This is a genomic window from Streptomyces sp. NBC_00102, from assembly GCF_026343115.1.
Taxonomy (GTDB): domain Bacteria; phylum Actinomycetota; class Actinomycetes; order Streptomycetales; family Streptomycetaceae; genus Streptomyces.
Map to the genome: position 1 here is coordinate 4,517,901 of NZ_JAPEMC010000001.1, position 20,783 is coordinate 4,538,683.

At 71.7% G+C, this 20,783-nt stretch carries 18 protein-coding genes; 8 read left to right on the forward strand and 10 right to left on the reverse strand.

Features of this window, described 5'->3' with window-relative positions; translation table 11 throughout:
- Positions 1 to 69 precede the first annotated feature (69 nt).
- The 5 genes from OHA55_RS20250 to OHA55_RS20270 form a co-directional block, all read right to left on the reverse strand.
- Positions 70 to 837: a succinate dehydrogenase iron-sulfur subunit gene (locus OHA55_RS20250; protein WP_266708324.1), complete on the reverse strand. Its 768-nt coding sequence runs from the start codon at positions 835 to 837 to the stop codon at positions 70 to 72.
- Positions 837 to 2,597, reverse strand: a complete 1,761-nt coding sequence (gene sdhA, locus OHA55_RS20255; RefSeq protein ID WP_266708326.1) for a succinate dehydrogenase flavoprotein subunit — start codon at positions 2,595 to 2,597, stop codon at positions 837 to 839. The genes OHA55_RS20250 and sdhA overlap by 1 nt, the downstream gene beginning before the upstream one ends.
- Positions 2,598 to 2,626: 29 nt before the next feature.
- A complete protein-coding gene (locus OHA55_RS20260; protein WP_266708328.1) occupies positions 2,627 to 3,103 on the reverse strand; it encodes a succinate dehydrogenase hydrophobic membrane anchor subunit in 477 nt (158 codons plus the stop codon).
- A 5-nt stretch (positions 3,104 to 3,108) separates the two neighbouring features.
- Complete coding sequence (gene sdhC / locus OHA55_RS20265; RefSeq protein ID WP_266708330.1) at positions 3,109 to 3,489, reverse strand: succinate dehydrogenase, cytochrome b556 subunit; 381 nt, start codon at positions 3,487 to 3,489, stop codon at positions 3,109 to 3,111.
- A gap of 135 nt (positions 3,490 to 3,624) precedes the next feature.
- Complete coding sequence (locus OHA55_RS20270) at positions 3,625 to 4,110, reverse strand: 2-oxo-4-hydroxy-4-carboxy-5-ureidoimidazoline decarboxylase (RefSeq protein ID WP_266708332.1); 486 nt, start codon at positions 4,108 to 4,110, stop codon at positions 3,625 to 3,627.
- Positions 4,111 to 4,876: 766 nt separating this feature from the next.
- Between OHA55_RS20270 and OHA55_RS20275 the strand changes: the two genes are divergently transcribed.
- The 5 genes from OHA55_RS20275 to OHA55_RS20295 all read left to right on the forward strand — a co-directional run bounded on the left by OHA55_RS20275 (position 4,877) and on the right by OHA55_RS20295 (position 10,777).
- Positions 4,877 to 6,499 carry a glycoside hydrolase family 20 protein gene (locus OHA55_RS20275; protein ID WP_266708334.1) on the forward strand — a complete coding sequence of 541 codons (1,623 nt, stop codon included), beginning with the start codon at positions 4,877 to 4,879 and terminating at the stop codon, positions 6,497 to 6,499.
- Between the two features lie 326 nt (positions 6,500 to 6,825).
- Positions 6,826 to 7,482, forward strand: coding sequence for a hypothetical protein (locus OHA55_RS20280; protein ID WP_266708336.1), 657 nt, complete (start codon positions 6,826 to 6,828; stop codon positions 7,480 to 7,482).
- 202 nt (positions 7,483 to 7,684) lie between these two features.
- Entirely contained in the window at positions 7,685 to 8,335 is a 651-nt protein-coding gene (locus OHA55_RS20285; RefSeq protein ID WP_266708338.1) for a hypothetical protein, read from the forward strand.
- Positions 8,336 to 8,639: 304 nt separating this feature from the next.
- Positions 8,640 to 9,392, forward strand: coding sequence for an RNA polymerase sigma factor (locus OHA55_RS20290; protein WP_266708340.1), 753 nt, complete (start codon positions 8,640 to 8,642; stop codon positions 9,390 to 9,392).
- Complete coding sequence (locus OHA55_RS20295) at positions 9,392 to 10,777, forward strand: hypothetical protein (protein WP_266708342.1); 1,386 nt, start codon at positions 9,392 to 9,394, stop codon at positions 10,775 to 10,777. Before OHA55_RS20290 ends, OHA55_RS20295 begins: the two co-directional genes overlap by 1 nt.
- Positions 10,778 to 11,051: 274 nt before the next feature.
- Here OHA55_RS20295 and OHA55_RS20300 read toward each other — a convergent pair whose 3' ends face one another.
- Complete coding sequence (locus tag OHA55_RS20300; protein ID WP_266710834.1) at positions 11,052 to 11,921, reverse strand: L,D-transpeptidase family protein; 870 nt, start codon at positions 11,919 to 11,921, stop codon at positions 11,052 to 11,054.
- Positions 11,922 to 12,206: 285 nt separating this feature from the next.
- On the opposite strand from OHA55_RS20300, the gene leuE reads away from it, so the two are divergent.
- Positions 12,207 to 12,881, forward strand: coding sequence for a leucine efflux protein LeuE (gene leuE / locus OHA55_RS20305; RefSeq protein WP_266708344.1), 675 nt, complete (start codon positions 12,207 to 12,209; stop codon positions 12,879 to 12,881).
- Positions 12,882 to 12,975: 94 nt separating this feature from the next.
- On the opposite strand, the gene OHA55_RS20310 is transcribed toward leuE, so the two are convergent.
- A complete protein-coding gene (locus OHA55_RS20310; RefSeq protein WP_266708346.1) occupies positions 12,976 to 14,505 on the reverse strand; it encodes an FAD-dependent monooxygenase in 1,530 nt (509 codons plus the stop codon).
- 53 nt (positions 14,506 to 14,558) lie between these two features.
- On the opposite strand from OHA55_RS20310, the gene OHA55_RS20315 reads away from it, so the two are divergent.
- Positions 14,559 to 15,203: a TetR/AcrR family transcriptional regulator C-terminal domain-containing protein gene (locus OHA55_RS20315; RefSeq protein ID WP_266708348.1), complete on the forward strand. Its 645-nt coding sequence runs from the start codon at positions 14,559 to 14,561 to the stop codon at positions 15,201 to 15,203.
- A 235-nt stretch (positions 15,204 to 15,438) separates the two neighbouring features.
- Here OHA55_RS20315 and OHA55_RS20320 read toward each other — a convergent pair whose 3' ends face one another.
- The 3 genes from OHA55_RS20320 to OHA55_RS20330 form a co-directional block, all read right to left on the reverse strand.
- Positions 15,439 to 16,488, reverse strand: coding sequence for an acyltransferase (locus OHA55_RS20320; protein ID WP_266710836.1), 1,050 nt, complete (start codon positions 16,486 to 16,488; stop codon positions 15,439 to 15,441).
- A gap of 333 nt (positions 16,489 to 16,821) precedes the next feature.
- Entirely contained in the window at positions 16,822 to 18,198 is a 1,377-nt protein-coding gene (locus OHA55_RS20325; RefSeq protein ID WP_266708350.1) for a polysialyltransferase family glycosyltransferase, read from the reverse strand.
- The gene (locus OHA55_RS20330) at positions 18,195 to 19,178 is read right to left on the reverse strand and encodes a glycosyltransferase family 2 protein (RefSeq protein ID WP_266708352.1); all 984 of its coding nucleotides are present in this window, start codon (positions 19,176 to 19,178) and stop codon (positions 18,195 to 18,197) included. Before OHA55_RS20330 ends, OHA55_RS20325 begins: the two co-directional genes overlap by 4 nt.
- Before the next feature lie 206 nt (positions 19,179 to 19,384).
- On the opposite strand from OHA55_RS20330, the gene OHA55_RS20335 reads away from it, so the two are divergent.
- Positions 19,385 to 20,767 carry a DUF6716 putative glycosyltransferase gene (locus OHA55_RS20335; protein WP_266708354.1) on the forward strand — a complete coding sequence of 461 codons (1,383 nt, stop codon included), beginning with the start codon at positions 19,385 to 19,387 and terminating at the stop codon, positions 20,765 to 20,767.
- Positions 20,768 to 20,783 lie beyond the last annotated feature (16 nt).

Below are 20,783 nucleotides of genomic sequence, written 5' to 3' on the forward strand. Positions count from 1 at the left end.
CCAGCAAGAGGCCCCGCCCACCGCCGCTTTCGCGTGCGGTGGACGGGGCCTCCCGTCGGGGCGTCCGGGTCAGAAACGACGCGTGATCAGCGCGCGCTTCACTTCCTGGATGGCCTTGGTGACCTCGATGCCGCGCGGGCAGGCGTCCGTGCAGTTGAAGGTCGTACGGCAACGCCACACGCCGTCACGGTCGTTGAGGATCTCCAGCCGCTGTTCGCCGGCCTCGTCGCGCGAGTCGAAGATGAAGCGGTGCGCGTTGACGATCGCCGCCGGGCCGAAGTACTGGCCGTCGTTCCAGAACACCGGGCACGAGGACGTGCACGCGGCGCACAGGATGCACTTGGTGGTGTCGTCGAAGCGCGCGCGGTCCTCGGCGGACTGCAGGCGCTCGCGGGTCGGCTCGTTCCCCTTGGTGACCAGGAACGGCATGACGTCGCGGTACGCCTGGAAGAACGGGTCCATGTCGACCACGAGGTCCTTGAGGACCGTGAGGCCCTTGATGGCCTCGACCGTGATCGGCTTCTCCGGGTTGATGTCCTTGATCAGCGTCTTGCAGGCGAGCCTGTTCTTGCCGTTGATCCGCATCGCGTCGGAGCCGCAGATGCCGTGCGCGCAGGAACGGCGGAACGTCAGCGTGCCGTCCTGCTCCCACTTGATCTTGTGAAGGGCGTCGAGGACACGCTCCTTCGGGTCGATCTCGATCTGGAAGTCCTGCCAGACCGCCGCGTCGGAGACCTCCGGGTTGAAGCGGCGGATCCGGATCGTGGCCGTGATGTACGGGGTGTCGGCGAAGCCGGGCTCGGGAGCGCTCGTCTTCTCCAGGGTCGGGGTAGCCATCAGTACTTACGCTCCATCGGCTGGTAGCGGGTCTGGACGACCGGCTTGTAGTCGAGCCGGATCGACTCGGTGCCGTCGGCCGCGACCTCGCGGTACGCCATGGTGTGGCGCATGAAGTTGACGTCGTCGCGGTTGGGGAAGTCCTCGCGGTAGTGACCGCCGCGGGACTCCTTGCGGGCCAGCGCGGACGTCGCCATGACCTCGGCCAGTTCGAGCAGGTTGCCCAGCTCGACGGCCTCCAGCAGGTCCGTGTTGAACCGCTTGCCCTTGTCCTGGATGGACACGTCTCGGTAGCGCTTGCGCAGCTCGGCGATCTTGTCGACCGCCGTCTTGATCGTCTGCTCGGTGCGGAACACCATCACGTTGGCGTCCATGCACTCCTGGAGCTCCAGGCGGATCGCCGAGACGCGCTCGGTGCCGGTGGAGTTCCGCAGGCGCTCGACCTGGTCCACGACCATCTGCGCCGGGTTCTCGGGAAGCTCGACGAAGTCGTTCTCCGCGGAGTACTCGGCGGCGGCGATGCCCGACCGGCGTCCGAAGACGTTGATGTCGAGCAGCGAGTTGGTACCCAGACGGTTGGCACCGTGCACGGACACGCACGCGACCTCGCCCGCGGCGTACAGGCCCGGGACGACGGTGGTGTTGTCCGCGAGGACCTCACCCATGACGTTGGTCGGGATGCCGCCCATGGCGTAGTGCGCGGTCGGCTGGATCGGGATCGGGTCCGTGTAGGGCTCGATGCCGAGGTACGTACGCGCGAACTCCGTGATGTCCGGGAGCTTCGCGTCCAGCTGCTCCGGCGGGAGGTGCGTGAGGTCGAGGTAGACGTGGTCGCCCTCGGGACCGCAGCCGCGGCCCTCACGGATCTCCGTGTAGATGGAGCGGGACACGACGTCACGGGACGCGAGGTCCTTCATGACCGGCGCGTACTTCTCCATGAAGCGCTCGCCGTCCTTGTTGCGGAGGATGCCGCCCTCACCGCGGGCGCCCTCCGTCAGCAGGATGCCCATGCGCCAGATGCCCGTCGGGTGGAACTGGAAGAACTCCATGTCCTCCAGCGGCAGCCCGCGACGCCACGCGGCGGCCTGGCCGTCGCCGGTCAGGGTGTGCGCGTTCGACGTCACCTTGAAGAACTTGCCGGTGCCGCCGGAGGCGAAGATGATCGCCTTCGCCTGGAAGACGTGGATCTCGCCCGTGGAGAGCTCGTACGCGACGACGCCCGCGGACTTCTTCACGCCGGTCTCGGGGTCCTCCTGGAGCAGGAGGTCCAGGACGTAGAACTCGTTGAAGAACTCCACACCCTCCTTGACGCAGTTCTGGTACAGCGTCTGGAGGATCATGTGGCCCGTACGGTCCGAGGCGTAGCAGGACCGGCGGACGGGGGCCTCACCGTGGCTGCGGGTGTGCCCGCCGAAACGGCGCTGGTCGATACGGCCCTCGGGCGTGCGGTTGAACGGCAGGCCCATCTTCTCCAGGTCGAGGACCGCGTCGATGGCCTCCTTCGCCAGGATCTCGGCGGCGTCCTGGTCGACCAGGTAGTCGCCGCCCTTGATCGTGTCGAAGGTGTGCCACTCCCAGTTGTCCTCCTCCACGTTCGCCAGCGCGGCGGCCATGCCGCCCTGCGCCGCGCCCGTGTGGGAGCGGGTGGGGTAGAGCTTCGTCAGCACCGCGGTGCGGCTGCGCTTCGTGGACTCGATGGCCGCGCGCATACCGGCGCCGCCGGCACCGACGATGACGGTGTCGTACTTGTGGATCTGCATGATTTCCTCTGGTCCTCTGGCCCGGTGCCCTAGCGGATGTTCGGGTCGAAGGTGAAGATCACCAGCGTGCCCAGCAGGACGGTGAAGACCGTGGCGGTGTACAGGAGCATCTTGAGCCAGAAACGGGTGTTCGCCCGCTCGGCGTAGTCGTTGATGACCGTACGGAGGCCGTTGGAGCCGTGGAGCATGGCGAGCCAGAGCATCGCCAGGTCCCAGACCTGCCAGAACGGAGAGGCCCAGCGGCCCGCCACGAAGGCGAAGCCGATCTTGGACACGCCACCGTCGAGCACCAGCTGGATCAGCAGGTGGCCGATGACCAGGACGACCAGCACGATGCCCGACAGGCGCATGAAGAGCCAGGCGTACATCTCGAAGTTGCCGCGCGTCGACTTCGGGGACTTGCCGGTCCGCTTGCGCGGGGGCTCGATCACCGGGGCCGGGTGGTCGACGTCGTAAAGGCTCACGCCTTCGACGTCACCGATCGCGGAAGAGGTCTCGGTCGACATGGGCCTCAGCTCCCGAAGATGACGCGGACGGCGTGACCGAGGACGGGGTAGAGAGCCCCCACCATCAGCACGATCCAGATACCGAGCACGGTCCAGAGCATCTGCTTCTGGAAACGCGGGCCCTTGGACCAGAAGTCCACGGCGACGATCCGGAGACCGTTCAGCGCGTGGAACAGGATGGCGGCGACCAGGCCGTACTCGAGCAGCGAGACGATCGGGGTCTTGTAAGTGGCCACGACGTCGTCGTACGCCTCGGGGGAGACACGGACGAGAGCGGTGTCCAGGACGTGTACGAACAGGAAGAAGAAAATGAGGACACCGGTGACTCGATGAGCCACCCAGGACCACATGCCTTCCCGGCCGCGGTACAGCGTTCCAGCCGGCACGGAAGAACCCTCCGGGAGCGGGGATTGGGGTCGGCCGGCTTGACTGTCGGTCTGACCCGGCCGGGTACGGTCCACCGGCCCCGGCCATGGTAGCGACGCTTTGTCGGTTCGTTCGCGCCGGGGCCCTCGCTGTGATCAAAGAGGCAATCGATCAGCCACGGACGGGCTAGGGGTTTCCCGGCCGCGGGCCGTGTCCGGGGAGGGTCCCGTCACCAGCTCGATGATGCGTCCCCGGGCGAGCCGCCGCATTTCCTCCGCCGTGAGCGAGCGCTCCTCGTCCGGATCGTGCGTCAGCCGGGCCCTGATGCCGGCCAGCACCTGGTCCAGCTGGCGGGAGGGCGGATGCCCGTCCAGGCAGATCACGAACGCGTGCCCGAACTTCGTCACGTACGCCGCGTGCGCGGCGTCCAGCGCCAGCCGCGCCGCGTGGGGCGCGTCCTCGCGCAGCGAGGGGGCCGCCTCGCCGGCGAGCGCCTCGGCGACATCCGTGGGAGACAGGTCGTAACCCGCTTCGTCCGAGGCGGCGAGCAAGGAGTCCAGATCGGGATACGGGCGGTGCGAGGCCATGCGGTGCGCCCAGCGGGTGCTGCCGCAGCACTCCAGCAGGGCGGCCTCGGCCACGGCGGACGGGGCCTCGTTGAACCGGGTGAGGCCGGTCCGTTCCGCTGGTTCGCTGCGTGCCGGCGGTCCGGTGCGTGCCGGTGGTCCGGTGCGTGCCGGTGTTCCTGTTCGTTCCGCTGGTTCGGTCCGGTCGGCTCGTCCGGTGTCCGGAGTGGGCGCGGACGCGGGCGCGGGGACGCGGTCGCGGACGGGACGGGCCGTCCGGCCGGTCTGCCGCACCTGCTCCGGCAGACCGGTGGTGGGCTCGCTGGACCTGGACAGCGTGAACTCCTCGGACGAATGAACATCTCCGGCCCTGGAAAGGCGCCGGAAGGCAGCGAGGTCGCACGGGGGACGAAAGTGAAGGGAGTGGCGTATGTGCCGCAACGGTAGCGAGAACAGGCGACACCCGTCCGGCGGAACCCAGAAAACCACTCGAACGAGAGAGTTTCGGAACGTTTGACTGACAACGCGCCCGGTCAGCCGATCGCTCGATCGGGCTAAGGGCTGTCCCGTGATCCGTGGTGGATCAGTGCGCGGCGTCAGATGCGGTGCATCGCAAGGCGGAGGAGCGTCCGCATACTGGATGTATGTGGACGTTCCGACGACGCGGCGAGGTGCCGTAGCTGTCGTCGCGCACCCACCAGGGATTGCGGGACAGCCCTTGAGTGTCGGTCAGGGACCGGATTTCCCGGCTTGCCGCGCGTATCTCTGCGGCGTGCGCTTCTCCCTCACGTCCCTCCTGTCCCGCCCTCCACGCCCCCCACGCCCCGGAGGTATTCACTCCATGTTCCCCCCACGCGGTTCCCTCGTCACCGGAGCGGCCCTCACCGCCGCCGTGATGGCCCTCGTCTCCTGCGGCTCGGGCGACGGCGGCGGCTCCGAGCCCACCGGGGACGCCGCCTCGTCACCCGCCATATCCCCGTCGAGCCCGGACGCCGACCCGCCCTCCCCGTCCCCCACCCGCAGCTACCCCCTCTCCTCGGCGCCCCGCACCATCCCGGCGGTACGCGAGCACACCGCCGCACGGGGCCCCGGGTGGAAGCCGTCCTCCTCCGGCGGAGTGGTCCTCGCGGACGGCAGCGGGGCCCTCGCGGACGAGGCCCGGCTGCTCGCCAAGGAGCTGCGGCTGCACTACCGGGGCGAAGAGACCCCCCGTTCGGGTGACGTCGAACTCTCCCTGGACAAGGGAGCGAAGAGTGGGGCGGAGTCGTACACCCTCACCACGCGGGACGGCCGGGTGACCATCAGTGGACCCGACGAGGCCGGTGTCTTCTGGGGCACCCGCACCCTCAAGCAGGCCGTCGCCGCCGACGGCACTTTCCCCGAGGGGGTCGTCAACGACCGACCGGACCGGCCGCAGCGGGGGTTCAACCTGGACATCGCGCGCAAGCCGTACAGCGTCGACTGGATCGAGGACCGGCTCCGCGAGATGGCCGACCTCAAGATGAACCAGTTCGGCCTGCACTTCTCCGACGACCAGGCGTTCCGCATCGAATCCCGCACCCACCCCGAGGTGGTCTCCCAGGACCACCTGAGCCAGGCCCAGGTGAAGGAGATCCTGGCGCTGGCGAAGAGCCTGCACATCGAGGTGGTCCCCGAGATCGACTCGCCCGGACACCTCGGAGCCGTACTCCGGGCCCACCCCGACCTCCAGCTCCACAGCGTCTCCGGGACGGCGTCCAAGGGGTCCCTCGACATCTCGAAGCCGGGAGCGGCGAAGCTGATCGACGAACTGCTCGACGAGTTCACCGGCCTCTTCGGCGGGAAGTTCTGGCACCTGGGCGCCGACGAGTACCAGGCGCTCACCGTCCCGGACCCCGGCGCCTCGTACCCGCAACTCCTCGCCGCCGCGCGGCGGAAGTACGGCGACGGAGCCACCATCGAGGACCTCGCCACCGGCTGGCTCAACGACCGCGCCGCCGTGGTCCGCCCCGAGGGGATGACCGCGAAGGCGTGGAACGACGGCCTCTTCAGCGGCGGCTCCGTCCAGGCGGACAAGCGGATCGAGATCGAGTACTGGACGGGCAAGGAGATCGGCGCCCGCGAACCGGAGGCGTACCTGGCCGAGGGACGCCCGGTGGTCAACCTCAACGACGAGTTCCTCTATTACGTACTCGGCCAGCCGAACACCTTCGTCTACCCGACCGGCAAGCGGATCTACGAGCAGTGGACCCCGCTCGTGCTGCGCGGCACCCGGCCGGTCCCGGCGAAGTACTCCGACCAGATCCTCGGCGGACGGTTCGCCGTCTGGGGCGACTTCCCGAACGCCCAGACGCAGACGGAGGTGGCCGCGGGCATCCGGCTGCCCCTGGCGGCCACGGCGCAGAAGCTCTGGGTACCGGGGAAGCCGGCACTGAGCTGGGCGGAGTTCACCGCTCTCGCGGCGGAGATCGACGGCTGGGGGTGAGGGCCGGCGGCGGGATACGGGTGGAGGCGGGGCTGGGTGCTTGCGGGAGTGGGGCGAGGAACAAACGGAATCAAGCCATCCGGCGGGAGGGATACGGGCCTGCGTCCTTGAACCCCTCCCGGGTTTCTCCCGGTTCTCTCCCGGCTCTCTCCCGGATTCCTCCCTCAACATCACGCCGAACCGGAGTCATTTTTCCTACTTTCTGGGATTGTTGTGGCCGGTGGGGCGCTTTGGCGGCGCCCCGGCGCGCGTGTACCAGCGGGCGTGCGGTGACGAATTCGCGCCAACCGGCGCTGTAAGCGACAAAGAAGACCTGGGGGTACGTCATGAACCTGTGGGATCTCATCGCCCGCGCCGACGCGCGTGCACTGGCCGCGAGCGGGCTCGCCTGCCTCGACCGCTGTCTGCCCCCGGCCCCGGAGGGCGAGGGCCCGGAACCGCTGCGACCGCTCTGGGCGAGCTGCGAGGACGGCACCGCCTGGGCCGCCCGCCTCACCGCCGCACGCGGGACCGTCGCGGCCCTGGACGAGCCGGCCGGTGCCGGAGAAGCCCCCGGAGAGCCCCTCGCACGCATCCGCGCGGTGCTGGACGCGGCCCCGGAGACCTTCGAGGCGGGCCCTCTGCGCGCCTGGGCCGACGCCTGCTCCCTCCTCTCCCTGGAGATCCACCGCCGCGCCGACCAGCCGCCCGCACCGGAAGCGGGTGCCCCGGCGACGGACGCGGCGGGTCCGTGGGAGGCGCCGGAGGGCGGCGAACGGGAGGCGCTGGAGCTGCTGAGGATCGGCTCCGCCGGGGCCGAGGCCGACGCGGGCCCGCTCGTCTCGGGCGAACTGCGCCGCCAGCGCGAGCTGCTGGAGATCCTCGCCGAGACCGCCGGCTCGCCCGGCAGCGGCGCCGGGCTGCGGCGGGCCCTCGACCACTCCACGGAGGGCCGCCGGGTGCTGCGCGCGGTCATGTCCCGCAGGGCGCGCCACCAGGCGTGACGGCGTCCGGGTGAGCGGCCGGTCCGGTCAGGAGCGCCGGACCGGCTGACGGGCGGCGGCCCGCGGGCCGCCCCGCCGCAGTGGATTCGGCCGCTCCCCGGGAAACCGCGTCGACGCCGTCGTGGCCCGGCCGCTACTCTCCGCCGGGGGCTGGAACGACCACGCCGCCGGAAATCGGCCGTCGTACCGGAGCGGAGAAGACGTGGAGTTGCCCGTAGCGATCCACCGGGTCCGGGCAGGGGCCGAGGAGTTCAGGGTCGTCCGGCCCGGCCGGCCACCGACCCACGCCGTTCTCCTCGACCACGACCGGCATCTCGACCTGTACCTCGACGCGAGTGCCGCCCGGACCCTTGCCGCACTGTGGATGCTCGCCGCCCGCTCGCCGCACTCGCTGATCCACCTCCCGGTGCGGGCCAACCGCCTGCCGGCCCACGGGGTACCGGACGACGTCGGCTTCCCGCTCGACCTCGTACTCCTGCACCACTCGCTCCAGTTCGCCCCCGCGCGATGGAAGGGACTGCGGCGCCGCCTCGGTCCCGGTCTCCCGCAGACCGCGAGTCTGCCCGAAGTCGAGCGCGAGCAGACCGCGGTGGCCGGCGCGGCGCGCCACCACCGGGAGAACCACGATCTGTTCCACCAGCACCTGCACGCCGAGACGCTCTTCATGACCGGCAGCGCGAAGGTGTTCCGGGAGACCGCGCGACACTTCCTCGACGTCGCCCGCGAGGGGCCGGTATACGTCCCGACCCATCCCCGTCGACCGTGCTACGAAACGGTGTTCCACTCCAACGACGGCATTCTCGGCAACGCCCGCGAGATCCGTGTCGAGTACTGCGACCAGTGGCTCCCCTGAGCCGCATCCGCGCGGCGGGGGCCCGGGAGCGCACGGTCGGGGCCTAGCGGGAAAAGGAAAACGACCGGGGCCGCCACCCCCCACAGGAGAGGCCCCGGCCGTCTTCCGCGAAGCCGCAGTGCGGCCCCGTATCTCACTCAGCGCCGTGACATCGTTTTCTGTCACACCGGCATGTGCCGACGGTTTGTTGCGACTTGTACAAGCCATGGACGCGACACCCGCCGAGCACGTAGCGTGCTGATCGCGCAGGGTGGCGCAAGCGGCGGTGACCAGCCGCGATTCAGGACAGCAGGGCGGTTGAGGGGTGCTGGGGGACGACGCGGAGCTGACCGCCGCGGTGCTCGCGGCACAGGGCGGGAGCGAGGAAGCCTTCCGCGTTGTGTACCGCGCTGTGCAGCCGCGGCTGTTGGGGTACATACGCACACTGGTGGGGGAGGCGGACGCGGAGGACGTGGCGTCCGAGACGTGGTTCCAGATAGCCCGTGATCTGGGCCGGTTCAGTGGTGACGCCGACCGGTTCCGGGGGTGGGCCGCCCGGATCGCGCGCAACCGGTCCCTGGACCATCTGCGGATGCGCGGCCGGCGCCCCGCGATCGGCGGTGACGAGACCGAGTTGACGGGGCGTCCGGCCGAATCGGACACCGCGGGCGAGGCCCTGGAGTCCATGGGGACCGACCGGGCCATGGCGCTCATAGCGAGGCTTCCGCAGGACCAGGCCGAGGCGGTCGTGCTGCGGGTGGTCGTCGGCCTCGACGCCAAGAGCGCCGCGCAGACGCTGGGGAAGCGGCCCGGTGCCGTACGCACCGCCGCGCACCGCGGGCTCAAGCGGCTCGCGGAGGTGCTGGGCGGGGAGCAGCGGGAAGCGGAATGGGCCGGTACGGTCCCTCAGGGGCCGCGGAACGACGGGACGGAGCGCGGTGCGGGGGTCCGGGACGGGCCCGGACCGGAACTCGGTGCCGTACCCGCGCAACGCCTGGGGCGGGGTGGTGTGGCGGCACCCGCGGGAGGGGTTCCCGCAGTGACGCATTCGCGTCCGTGGACGCAGAAGGACATGTGATGGCCGACGAGCAGGACGAGTGGCTCGACAGGGACGCGGCGGAGAAACTGCTCCGCGGCGAACCGGTCGTGCCTCCCGGGGCTCAGGCACGTTCGACCGCACGGAGCCTCGCAGAGACGCTGGACGCGGCCCGGTCGGCGCCGCCGTCCGAGAATGAACTCGCAGGTGAGGAAAGCGCGTTGGCGGCCTTCCGGCAGGTCGGCCCGGCGCGCGGGGCGGCCGGTACGGGGCGCCACCGGCGGCCCGTCGGGTCCGCCGCGGAAGCCGGTACGGACGCGGATGCGGGCACCCTCGATCCGGTGCGGCTCGGTACCCCGCCCTCTTTGCCCCGCCGCCGGGAGCGCCCGCGCTTCGGCCGCCCGGTGCGCATCGGCCTGGTGGCCTCGCTCGCGGGCTGCGCGCTCGGCGGCGTCGCGGTGGCGGCCGGTACGGGTGCGTTGGCCGGGGCGTTCGGCGGCGCGGAACACGGTCCCGCGAACACCGTCTCGGTGGCCGCCTCGCCCGATGCCTCCGCCTCCCGGCCGTCCGGTACGGGCGGCCCTTCCGGCACTCCGGAGGGTACCGGTGCCCCCTCCGGCTCGGGCGCCGGCACGACCTCCGGGGCGGAGGGCGACGGGAAAGCCACCCCGGGCACCGGCGTACCGGACGGCCACGACGGTACCGGCGGCGCGGGCGGCTTTGACGGCCGCACGGGCGGATACGGGTTCTCCGACCGGGGTGCGTCCGGCGCTCCGGACGGTTACGGCGACTCCGCCTCCGGCAGCGGCTGGTTCGCCGCCGTGGTGGAGGACTGCCACGACTACCGGGACGGGCACCTGGGCGACCGGGAGCGTCGCCGCCTGGCCCAACTGGCCCGGGGCGAGAGGAACATTCCGGAGTACTGCGCGACTCTCACGGACTCGTCCTCCAAGGGGTCCGGTGCGGGCGACGGACCGGACGGGGCGGACACCAACGGCGCGGGCGACGGTTCCGGCCGCACCGGTGGCGGCACGTACGAGGGGGACCAGGACACCGATCAGCCGGGCCAGTTCTCGTCCTCTTCGCTCCGGAAGGCACCTGCGGACGGTGCCGGGGGCGACAGGGGGGCCGGTCCTGCGGTGGGTCCTGTCACCACCTTGGCCGCGGCCTCGGGGCCCGCGCCGGCCACCACCCCGGCCGCGACCCCCGCGAAGAGCGCGACGAAGTCCACGGCGAAGTCCGTGACGACGGCGGACGTGCCCGGTGGGGCGTGGTCGACGGCCCCCGGCGCGGGAGCCCCCACCCCGGCGGAGGCCGGGCGGGACGGGCTGACCGTGCGGGGCGGAACGGGCAGCCACTGCGGTTTCGCCGGGTACGCGGCGCCCGCTGAGGGGACCTCCGATCCGGCCGCTTCCGGCTGGATCTGACCGTTGGTCCGCCGGGCCGCCTGTGGGGCCGGTCACATCCGGCCGCCCGCTGTGACGTTTTTCGGGCCGGCGGCGCAGTAGGAAGTGAGCCGACTGGTCATCGGCGGCGCATCGAGCCGGGGTTCCCCCCGTACCTTCGGCTCCGCGCATCGGCGCGGGCGGGACTCGTTCCCCCCGGTCCCGCCCGCGCCCCTTCCACCTTCACCTCCCTCGCCGGTGCGGCCCCCGGTCCCGGGCCCCGGTGCGGCTTCCCGGACGGCTCGCGCACGGCGCCTCAGTGGTAGATCACGACCTTGTCGCCGTTCTTCACCTGCTCGTAGAGCGCGGAGATCTTCTTCTCGTCGCGGACGTTGACGCAGCCGTGGGACGCGCCTCCGTAGCCGCGCGCGGCGAAGTCGGCGGAGTAGTGCACCGCTTGTCCGCCGCTGAAGAACATCGCGTACGGCATCGCGGAGCCGTACAGCGTGGAGACGTGGTGGCGCGACTTCCAGTAGACGGAGAAGACGCCCTCGCGCGTCGGCGTGTACTCCGAGCCGAACCGCACGTCCATCACCGAGACCACCCGGCCGTCGATCATCCACGCCAGGGTCCGGCTCTCCTTGCTGACGCAGAGCACCCGGCCCTTCAGGCAGCGCGGATCCGGTGCCGCCACCGGGAGTTCGGTGGGCGGGTCGAGTTCGGACGCCGTGGGCGTACGGGTGGCGGCCAGCAGCCGCTGCCAGGTGACCGTGTCCGTACGGCCCGTCGCCTCGATGCCCAGCCCTCGCTGGAACGCCTCCACCGCCTGGGCGGTGAGCGTCCCGTAGTAGCCGGTGGGGTTGCGGGCGAAGTGCTTCGTCTGCCGCAGCCGGGCCTGGAGTTCGCGCACCCGCGCCCCCTCCGAGCCGACCTTCATCAGGACCCGGGCGGACGGCGAGGGCGCCGGAGCCGCCGGGGAGGTGCGCGTCGGGGCCGGTGCCGCCGGCTTGTCGTCGGAGGACCGGGACGGCGAGGGCGAGGACGGTGCGACGGGCGCCGTGGGCGTGGTGGGTGCGGTGGTCACGCGGGGTACGGGCGAGGCGCCCGTACCGCCGGTCGCCTCCACCGGCTCGCACCCGGTCGCCAGGACCGCCCCGACGAGCAGCACGGCGACGGAGCCGCCCAGTCTCCGCGCGGACCGGCCGCGTCCGGAGGCCGGGAGTGACCGAGGAGTCGGTGGAGTGGTCGATGCCGGATCCGGAGCCGATGCCGGACCCGGTCGTGGAGTCGTCGTCGAGGGTGAACGTGTCGCTCGTGTACGTCTCACTTCGGCCTCCCCGTGGCCCGTGAGGCAGGCGTGGCCCGCAATGCCCCGCGTACCGTGTCACTGGGGACGCGTTCCCGCCCCGCGCGGTTGCCGAACCCTCGCACGGCTGGACAGGGCCCCGACAGCGCGTGCGAAACTCCGTCCATGCTGGGTGTCACTGATCTGCCGACCTACCTCGTCGGCCTCGTTCTCATCGTTCTGCTGCCGGGGCCGAACTCGCTCTACGTGCTCTCCGTCGCCGCCCGTCGGGGCGTGCGCACCGGATACGTCGCGGCGGCCGGGGTCTGGACCGGTGACACGGTCCTGATGACCCTGTCCGCCCTCGGCGCCGCCTCCCTGCTCCAGACGACGCCGCTGCTCTTCGCCATCGTCAAGTACGCGGGCGCCGGCTATCTGACCTGGCTGGCGTTCGGGATGCTCCGCACCGCCCGTGAGCTGTGGCGGGAGCGCACCCGGCGGGTCGCCGAACTCACCGCGGACGCCCCGGCCGACGGGGTGCCGGGGACCGAGGGGGTGCGCGAGCGGCCCTACCGCCGGGCGCTGGTCGTCAGCATCTTCAACCCGAAGGCCATTCTCTTCCTGATTTCGTTCTTCGTTCAGTTCGTGGATCCCGACTACGCCTACCCGGCAGTGTCGTTCCTGGTGCTGGGCGGGCTCCTGCAGCTGGCGAGCTTCCTCTACCTCTCCGCGCTGATCTTCGGCGGCACCCGCCTCGCCGCCGCCTTCCGCCGCCGCAAGCGGCTCTCGGCCACCGCCACTTCGGCAGCCGGCCTGCTCTTCCTCGGCTTCGCCGCGAAGCTCTCGCTCAGCGGGATCTGAGGCGCGTACGGGCGCCGGCCCCCTCGTCCGGCGCCCGTACCGCGTCAGGGGCGTACCGCGTCCGGCGCCCGTACCGCGTCAGGGGCGTACCGCGTCAGAGGGCGTCGGGCTCCGGGAGCGTGATGCCCAGCCGGGCGGCATAGTCGCCCAGGCCCTCGGCGGTGGTGGACGCCCAGCCGACGCACCCGTCCGGGCGGACCAGGAACAGCCCGGCGCCGTACGCCTCCGAGAGCGGCGCGCGGTGCACCCGGACCATGACGTTGTCCGGCACCGGCAGCGGGGCGTCCGTGCCGACCGCCAGCAGGGTGAAGTGCGGGCCCCGGAACACGTCGAAGAGCCGTCGGCCGTCTCCCGCGTCCCCGTCGGGCGCCCGGTCGCCCGCCCGCAGGACACCCGCCGCGCCCTCGGAGAGCGGACTCTCCCGGTACCCGATCCCCAACTGCTGTGCTTCCTTGCCGCGTTGCTGCTCACCCCGGTGGACGCGGGTGGAGAAACCGAGCATGTCGGCCGCGATCGGGCGGCGTTCCTGCTCGTACGTCTCCAAGAGGGCTCCGGGCGCGCCGTGCAGCAGTACCTGGCCGAGCTTCCAGCCGAGGTTGTAGGCGTCCTGGACGCTGGTGTTCAGCCCCTGGCCACCCGCGGGGGAGTGCACATGGGCGGCGTCCCCGGCGAGCAGCACCCGCCCCTGGGCGAAGCGGTCGGCGAGCGCCGCGCGGGGGCGGAAGTCCGAGGCCCAGCGCACCTCGGTCACCGCGTCGGGCCCGAGCGGGGTACGGGCGGCGACGAGCGCGCGGACGCCCTCGGCGGAGGTGTCGAAGGCGGGGGTGTCGAAGGCGGAGGCCTCGGCCGTGGGAGCGTCGGCCGGGGCCGTACCGGGAACGGCGGAGGCGAAGAGCTGGAAGTCCTCGGTACCCGGGAGCGGGCAGAGCGAGGCCATCGCGGACCCGCCCACGAAGACGTGCCAGTGATCGCGGCCGAGCGAGCCGGGGGCCAGCGTCACGTCGGCGACGAGCGTCGGCGCCGGGTCCAGCGTCTCGCCCGCCATGTCGATGCCCAGTGCGCGGCGGACGGTGGAGCGTCCGCCGTCCGTCGCGACCAGGTGGCGGGCGCGGACCGGCCCGGTGGAGAGGTGCGCGGTGACGCCCCCGTCGTCCTGGGCGAGGCCGGTGAGGGCGGTGGAGAACGCCACCGAGCCGCCCAGCTCCCGCAGCCGGGCGAGCAGGATCTCCTGCGTCCGCCACTGCGGCAGCAGCCAGGGCTCTCCGTACGGCTCCGCGTCGGTCGGCGCGGCCCGGTGGAACATGTCCCGCTCGCCCTGTTCCGCACCGTCCACCACGAGGAGCCCGACCGGTGCCGGGCCGCCCCACTCCCGCACGGCGTCGCCGACGCCGAGGTCGTCCAGCACCTCGCGGGTACGCGGCTGGATGCCCTTGCCGCGGGAGCCGGTGAAGAGAGCCTCGGAGCGTTCGACGAGGAGGTGGCTCACCCCGCGCCGGGCCAGGTCGCAGGCGAGCGCGAGCCCGCAGGGCCCCGCCCCGACGATCAGCACGTCCACGTCCACGTCCACGTCCGCGGCCGCCTTCTCGTCCTCGGGGGCACTTTCCTTAACGCTGTTAAGTTCCATGGGGCGAGTGTGCGCTTAATGCCGTTAAGGAGTCAAGCGGTACAGTCGGCCGGGTGGGCACGACGAAGATCGACCGGACGAAGGTCGCGGAGACCGCGCTGCGGCTGCTGAACGAGACGGGGCTGGACGGGCTGACGCTGCGCGCCATCGCCCGGGAGCTGGACGTCAAGGCGCCCGCTCTCTACTGGCACTTCAAGAACAAGCAGGAACTGCTCGACGAGATGGCCACGGCGATGTACCGCCGGATGCTGGTCGAGGAGACGGCGGACCTCGTCGGCCGGAGCTGGCGGGAGCGGATCGTCGCTTCGCAGACCGCCCTGCGGACCGCCCTGCTGCGCTACCGCGACGGCGCGAAGGTCTTCGGCGGGGCACGCTTCACCGGCGTCGACCACGCGCCGGGCATGGAGGAGCACCTGCGCGTGATGGTCGACGCCGGATTCGACCTGCGGCAGGCCGCACGCGCCGCCGCCACCGTCAACGCCTACACGATGGGCTTCGTCACCGAGGAACAGGGCGTCCAGCCCATGCCCGGCGAACGCCGCGACGGCTACGACGTGTCCGAGCGGGCCGCGCGGATGGCGGACTTCCCGCTGGTCGCCGCGTCCGGCGCCGAGCTCTTCACCGGCTACGACGAGTTGTTCGCGGAAGGGCTCGCGATCCTCGTCGCGGGCATCGGCGCGCGCTACGGAGTGGAGTGACCGGACTGGGTGACCGGGCGGAGTGACCGGACGGGGCGACCGGGCGGGGTGACCGGGCGGGGTGACCGGGCGGGGTGACCGGGCGGGGTGACCGAGTGGGTCGACCTTCCGCCCGCGCCCGGTGTGCCGGAACACGGGAACGGCGGGCCGTCCCGTGCCCCGGACACATCGTCCGGGAGAGGGAACGGCCCGCCGTCCGGGCCGGGTTCGGGGCCTTCGGCGAGGCCCGGGCCCGCTACAGCTTGGTGAGCAGCACGTTGCGCAGCTTCGGGGTGAAGGGCCGCTCGACCAGGCGGTGGATGATCCACGCGAGGACGAGCATCGACACGATGGTCAAACCCATGGTGGCCGCGGACGGGATGCCCAGGTGCCGGTGGAGGAAGTCCACCTCCACCCAGCCCAGATGCTCGTGGACCAGGTAGAACGGATAGGTCAACGCCCCCGCCACGGTCAGCCACTTCCAGTTCATCCAGTTCAGCAGCCCGAGACCGATCGCCGCCACGGCGACGAAGCCGAACGCGACGATGAGCACGATGACCAGCGCCGAGCGGTTGGAGAAGGCATCGGGGTTGGACGGGCGCCAGAGGTCCGCCACCGCGTAGTGCTGGCCGAGCAGCAGGCTCACGCCGGCGATGCCCCAGCCCAGGGCGTCCCGGCGGTCGCGGTGGACGAGGTAGAGCCCTACGCCGCCGATGAAGAACGGGGCGTATTCGGGCATGAGCACCACGTCGAGGAACGAGGCGTTGGCCGCGTCCGTCATCACCGCGGCCATCGTCCACACCGCGCAGAAGAGCACCACCCGGCGGCGGGTGGCCCCGGGGAGCACGACGAAGAGGGCGAAGAGAGCGTAGAAGCGGATCTCGGCCCAGAGGGTCCAGCAGACCCCGAGCACCCGGTCCGCGCCGACCGGCATCTGGAACAGCGTCATGTTGAGCAGGGCGTCACTGAGGGAGACCGTCTTGTACGCCACCATCGGCAGCGCGAACACGGCCGTCACCAGGATCACCGCGAACCAGTACGCGGGCATCAGCCGGGAGACCCGGGAGGCGAAGAACGAGATCAGCGGGCGGCCCCAGCCGCTCATGCAGATCACGAACCCGCTGATCACGAAGAAGACCTGCACCCCGAGGCAGCCGTAGGCGAACCAGTGGTGGGCGGTGGGGAACTGGCCCTGGGCCGAACCGCCCCACGCCTTGGTGATGTCGCCGCCACGCCCGCCGTAGTGGTAGCAGGCGACCATCAGCGCGGCCACCAGACGCAGCCCGTCCAGGGCGCGCAGCCGCACCTTCGGCGCGGGCTTGGAGCCGGTCGGAACCTCGGGAGCGACCGCCGGCGCGTGCGGGCCGGCCTCCTCGGGGAGCGACGGGCTGGGTATCGGGGAGACGCGGGAGGCGTGATCCGCGTCCGCTGGGGTAATGGTCAAGGCCACTCCAATTCGGCATGTGCGCCGCGTCAGCGTAGGCGCGGGAAAACCCGGACACGGCCGGGAACGCGAGGTGTTCGCCCCTGCTTCGGCTGGAATTCACCGAGCGGGCGCCGGCCCCGCGCGCTCCGGAGCCTCGCGGGTGACGGAGGTCCCGCCCGGATCCGAGACCGCGGGCGGGACCTCCCGGAACGACTACCGCGCCACGCTCCGCCGCAGCGAGCGCGCCCGCTTCGCCACCCTGCGGACCGTCGTGTTGCGCGGCAGGAACGCGAACTGGGCCGGCACACCGCCCGGCAGGCCGAGCGAGGTCAGCCGGCGCCGCTTGAAGTACCGCCAGGTCGTCCGGTTCAACCGGGCCGAGAGGTACGCCTCGGCCTGGGAGCGCAGGGCCGGGTAGATCTTCGGCTGCATGGCGAAGCCCACCGCCCTGACCAGCGCGGAGATCTCGGTCTCGGAGCCCTCGCCCGGCCGCCCGGCCTTCACGGCCTCGGTGTCCGTGAGCTCCGGGAGCAGCGCGTCCACCAGGGTCACCGGGACCCGGTTGCTGTTCTCGTACGGGGTGAGCCGCTCCAGCAGCAGTTCGGTGCCGACCCGCGCCGCCGGCAGCCCGTAGAACGCCGAAGCGGTCAGCAGGGCGGTCGAGAAGCAGCCCACGACGAGGGCCGGCCGCATCCGCTCGTAGAGCACCTCCGCGAGCACCGGTGCGGTGAGCAGGCCGTCGTCGAGGACGGTCAGTTCGGCGCCGAGCTTCCCGGCCTGCTCCCGCATGGCCTGCGACCACTGCGCGGGAGCCGTCGGGTGCGGCTTGAAGACCAGCCGGGTGTGGCCGAGGGCCACCGCGCCCCGCATCATCCGCAGGTGCAGTTCCTCCTCCTCGGCCGCCGAGATCAGGCCGAGCGCGGAGAGGTACTGGCCGAGCAGCAGGGCCGGGGACTCCACGGCGGGCACCGAGGGCGCCGCGTCCGAGAGCTCGCCGAGCACCTTCCGGAAGGCCTCGGTACGCACGATCTCGGGTTTCACGCCGAACTCGGAGAGCAGCACGGGCTCCAGGCCCGGCACCAGGTCCAGGTGGAGCAGGCGCCGCACCCGGGTCCCGATCAGCGGGTCGATCTTGTTGCGGGTGGGGCCGTAACTCATCAGCCCGTCCGCGTAGACGTCCACCGTGGCGCCGGTGAAGACGGTGGCGATCGCCTGGGCGGGGTTGACCTGGATCGACTCCACCGTGAGTTCGATCTGGTCGTCGCCGAGCTTCCACAGGAGGCGCAGGTAGCGCTCCCACAGGGGGGCGTCGTCCGGGCGAGGGGCCCAGCCGCTCGGGTGGAAGGGCGCGATGGTCTCGTTCCACGAGATCACGTCGTCGAACCGGTCGCGGAGTCGCTCGAACCCGGGCATCCGGTCGAGGGACACGGTCGTTTCCGGGACGCCCGCGTTGTTGCAGACGAGCAGGATGCGGCGGTCGGCGGGGCCGTAGCAGTCGGTGTCCAGGGCCGCCGCGAGAGTGGCCACTCCGTAGAGGGTGGAGGCCACGAAGATCTGCGTGGTGCGCCGCGGGGTGGGGAAGGTCCTCATGCTGCCGTCTTCTCCTTCGAGGTCGCCGGCCGGCGCCGCAGACGGCGGAGCAGCGTGGCGCGTTCCAGGTCCATGGAGTCGAGTGCGTCGTCCAGCACCTGCTGGGGCATCCGGCGCAGCGCGGCGCCGCTCATCGACTTCAGGGCACGTGCGACGGGCGGCTCGAACCGCTCGATCGACTTCATGTGGTGCGAGATGATGGCGCAGTAGGTGCGCACGGCCTTCGGCAGCAGCGCGTCCGCGTCCTTGTCCTCTGCCGTCTCCCGGACGACCTGGTCGAAGGAGCGGATGAAGTCCAGCTGGCGCACGTCGCCGATCTGGGTGAGCGAGGACGTGACCCCGCGCCGGTAGAAGAGCCCCAGGATGTCCAGCACGGCGAAGGACTCCGCCTCGCGGTGGAGGCGCCAGATCCAGGGCCGGTCCTCCGCGGTGCGCAGCCCGTCGGTGAAGTGGAGGAGCCCCTTGTCCAGCAGGCGGCGGTGGTACACCCCCGCCCAGGCGTACGGGTAGTCCACCGAGGTGGACCGCTCGGCGGGCAGGATCGCGTCCCGGGGGTTCATCACCTCGTCGCGCCGGCCGTGCGGGACCCGGCGCACGGTGCGTGCCGCACGCTCCGACTCGACGTGGTCCGTGCGGACGAAGTCGCAGCCCAGCGCCTCGGTGCGGGAGACGAGCTCCTCGTAGTAACCGGGCGCGAGCCAGTCGTCGCCGTCCAGGAACGTGACGTACTCGCCGCGTGCGGCGTTGAGCCCCGTGTTGCGGGCAGTGGCCAGTCCACCGTTCTGCTCGTGTCGGAGTACGACCACCCCGGGAATGTCCTCCTGGGCTCGGTCGAGAATTCTCGCGGTTCCGTCCGTCGAGCAATCGTCGACGAGAAGGAACTCGAAATCCTCGCGGGTATTGGCCCGCAGACTTCTGAGGGTGTCGGGCGCGTATGTCTGCACGTTGTAGAACGGCACGATGACGGAGAGCTTGACCACGTCGTCACGCTAGATGCGGTCCCGTCCCATTCCTCGTCCAGAGGGAGTACAGGGGGTGAACGCCGCGTGTCGAGACCATGAATGGCGCCGATTTGCACGGGAGTTCGGCCGCATGCGGATCACGCCCCCAAGCGGCTCCCCGCTGTTAACCATCTGTTGCACGCGTGTTGGGCCGCTGAACGAAATGGCTTCCTACCTTCTAGGACGTGCCTCCTCGTACCAATGACCCGGCCGAACCCGCCGCAGCCCCCGCGAATTCCGCGGCGCTCCGGGTGGCCGTCCTCGCAGATTCCGACACCCGGTGGAAATGGGGTGCGCTCACCGCGCGCCGGCTGACCGCCGCGGGCGAAACCTCCGTCGCGGAGCGCCCCGTCGAGATCAGCGGGCTCCTGCTGCGCGGCCGGGCCACCCCCACCGCGCGCCAGCTCGCCGAGGTCGGCGACGTCGGCGTGGACGCCGGACGGGTCCGCGAGGTCACGGCCGTCGAGTTCCTGCACACCGTGCGCGAGGAGAAGTACGACGTCGTCGTGCTCGCCCTCGTCGGCGGCGGCGTCCAGGCGATGCTGCACGGCCTCGCCGCCCTCGACCTGCCCCGCAGGCCCGTCGTCGTCACCGGCTACGTCGGGGTCGTCTACGAGAAGCTCGCCGACGGACTGCTGCTCCGCCACGGCGCGGACGTCGTCCTCGCCAACTCGGCCCACGACGCGGAGCGCTTCCGCGCCGTGTACGAAGGGGTCGGCGCCGACGCGGGCGCCGTCACCGAGGCGGCGCTGCCGTTCCTCGGCGGCGCCCCGCACACCCCCGAACCCGGGCGCGACACCGTCGTGTTCGCCGCGCAGCCCTCCGTACCTGCGTCCCGCGCCGACCGTACGTACCTGCTGCGCCGGCTCGTCGAGCACGCCCGCAAGCACCCCGACCGCGAGGTGCTGCTCAAGCTCCGCTCCAAGCCGGGCGAGCACACCACGCACATCGAGGAGCTGCCCTACCAGCGCCTCGCCGAGCGGCTGCCCGGCGGACTGCCCGCCAACTTCCAGCTGGTGTACGGGCACATGGGTGAGGTGCTCGACCGCACCGACCTGCTCGTCACCGTCTCCTCCACCGCCGCACTGGAGTCGCTGCACCGGTCCATCCCGACCGCGATCCTCAGCGACCTCGGCGTCCGCGAGACGCTCGGCAACCACCACTTCGTCGGCTCCGGTCTCATCACCTCCTGGGACCGGCTGGACGACGGGCTGCACCCCGTGCCGGACCCCGAGTGGCTGGCCGGCCAGGGCGTCGCCGCCGACGGCACGTACGCCACCGCCTACGACGGCGCCCGCGACAAGGTCGGCGCGCTGCTCTCGGCGGGCGAACTGCCGCCGCTGGCCCCCTACTACACCCCCGCCACCGCGCCGGGATACCTCCCCGGCATCCTCGCCCGCCACCACCTCGGCCCCGACGGCCGGCCGCTGCCCGGTGCGGCGGCCCCGGTCGCCACCGGCCGCATCAGGGGCGCGGTGCGCGAGACCGTCCGCAACGCCGCGCGCGGCGCCTACCGGCAGGGCGTCCAGCGCGTCGCGCCCGTGATCCGGCGGATGGGCGAACTGTGACCACCACTTCAGGAGC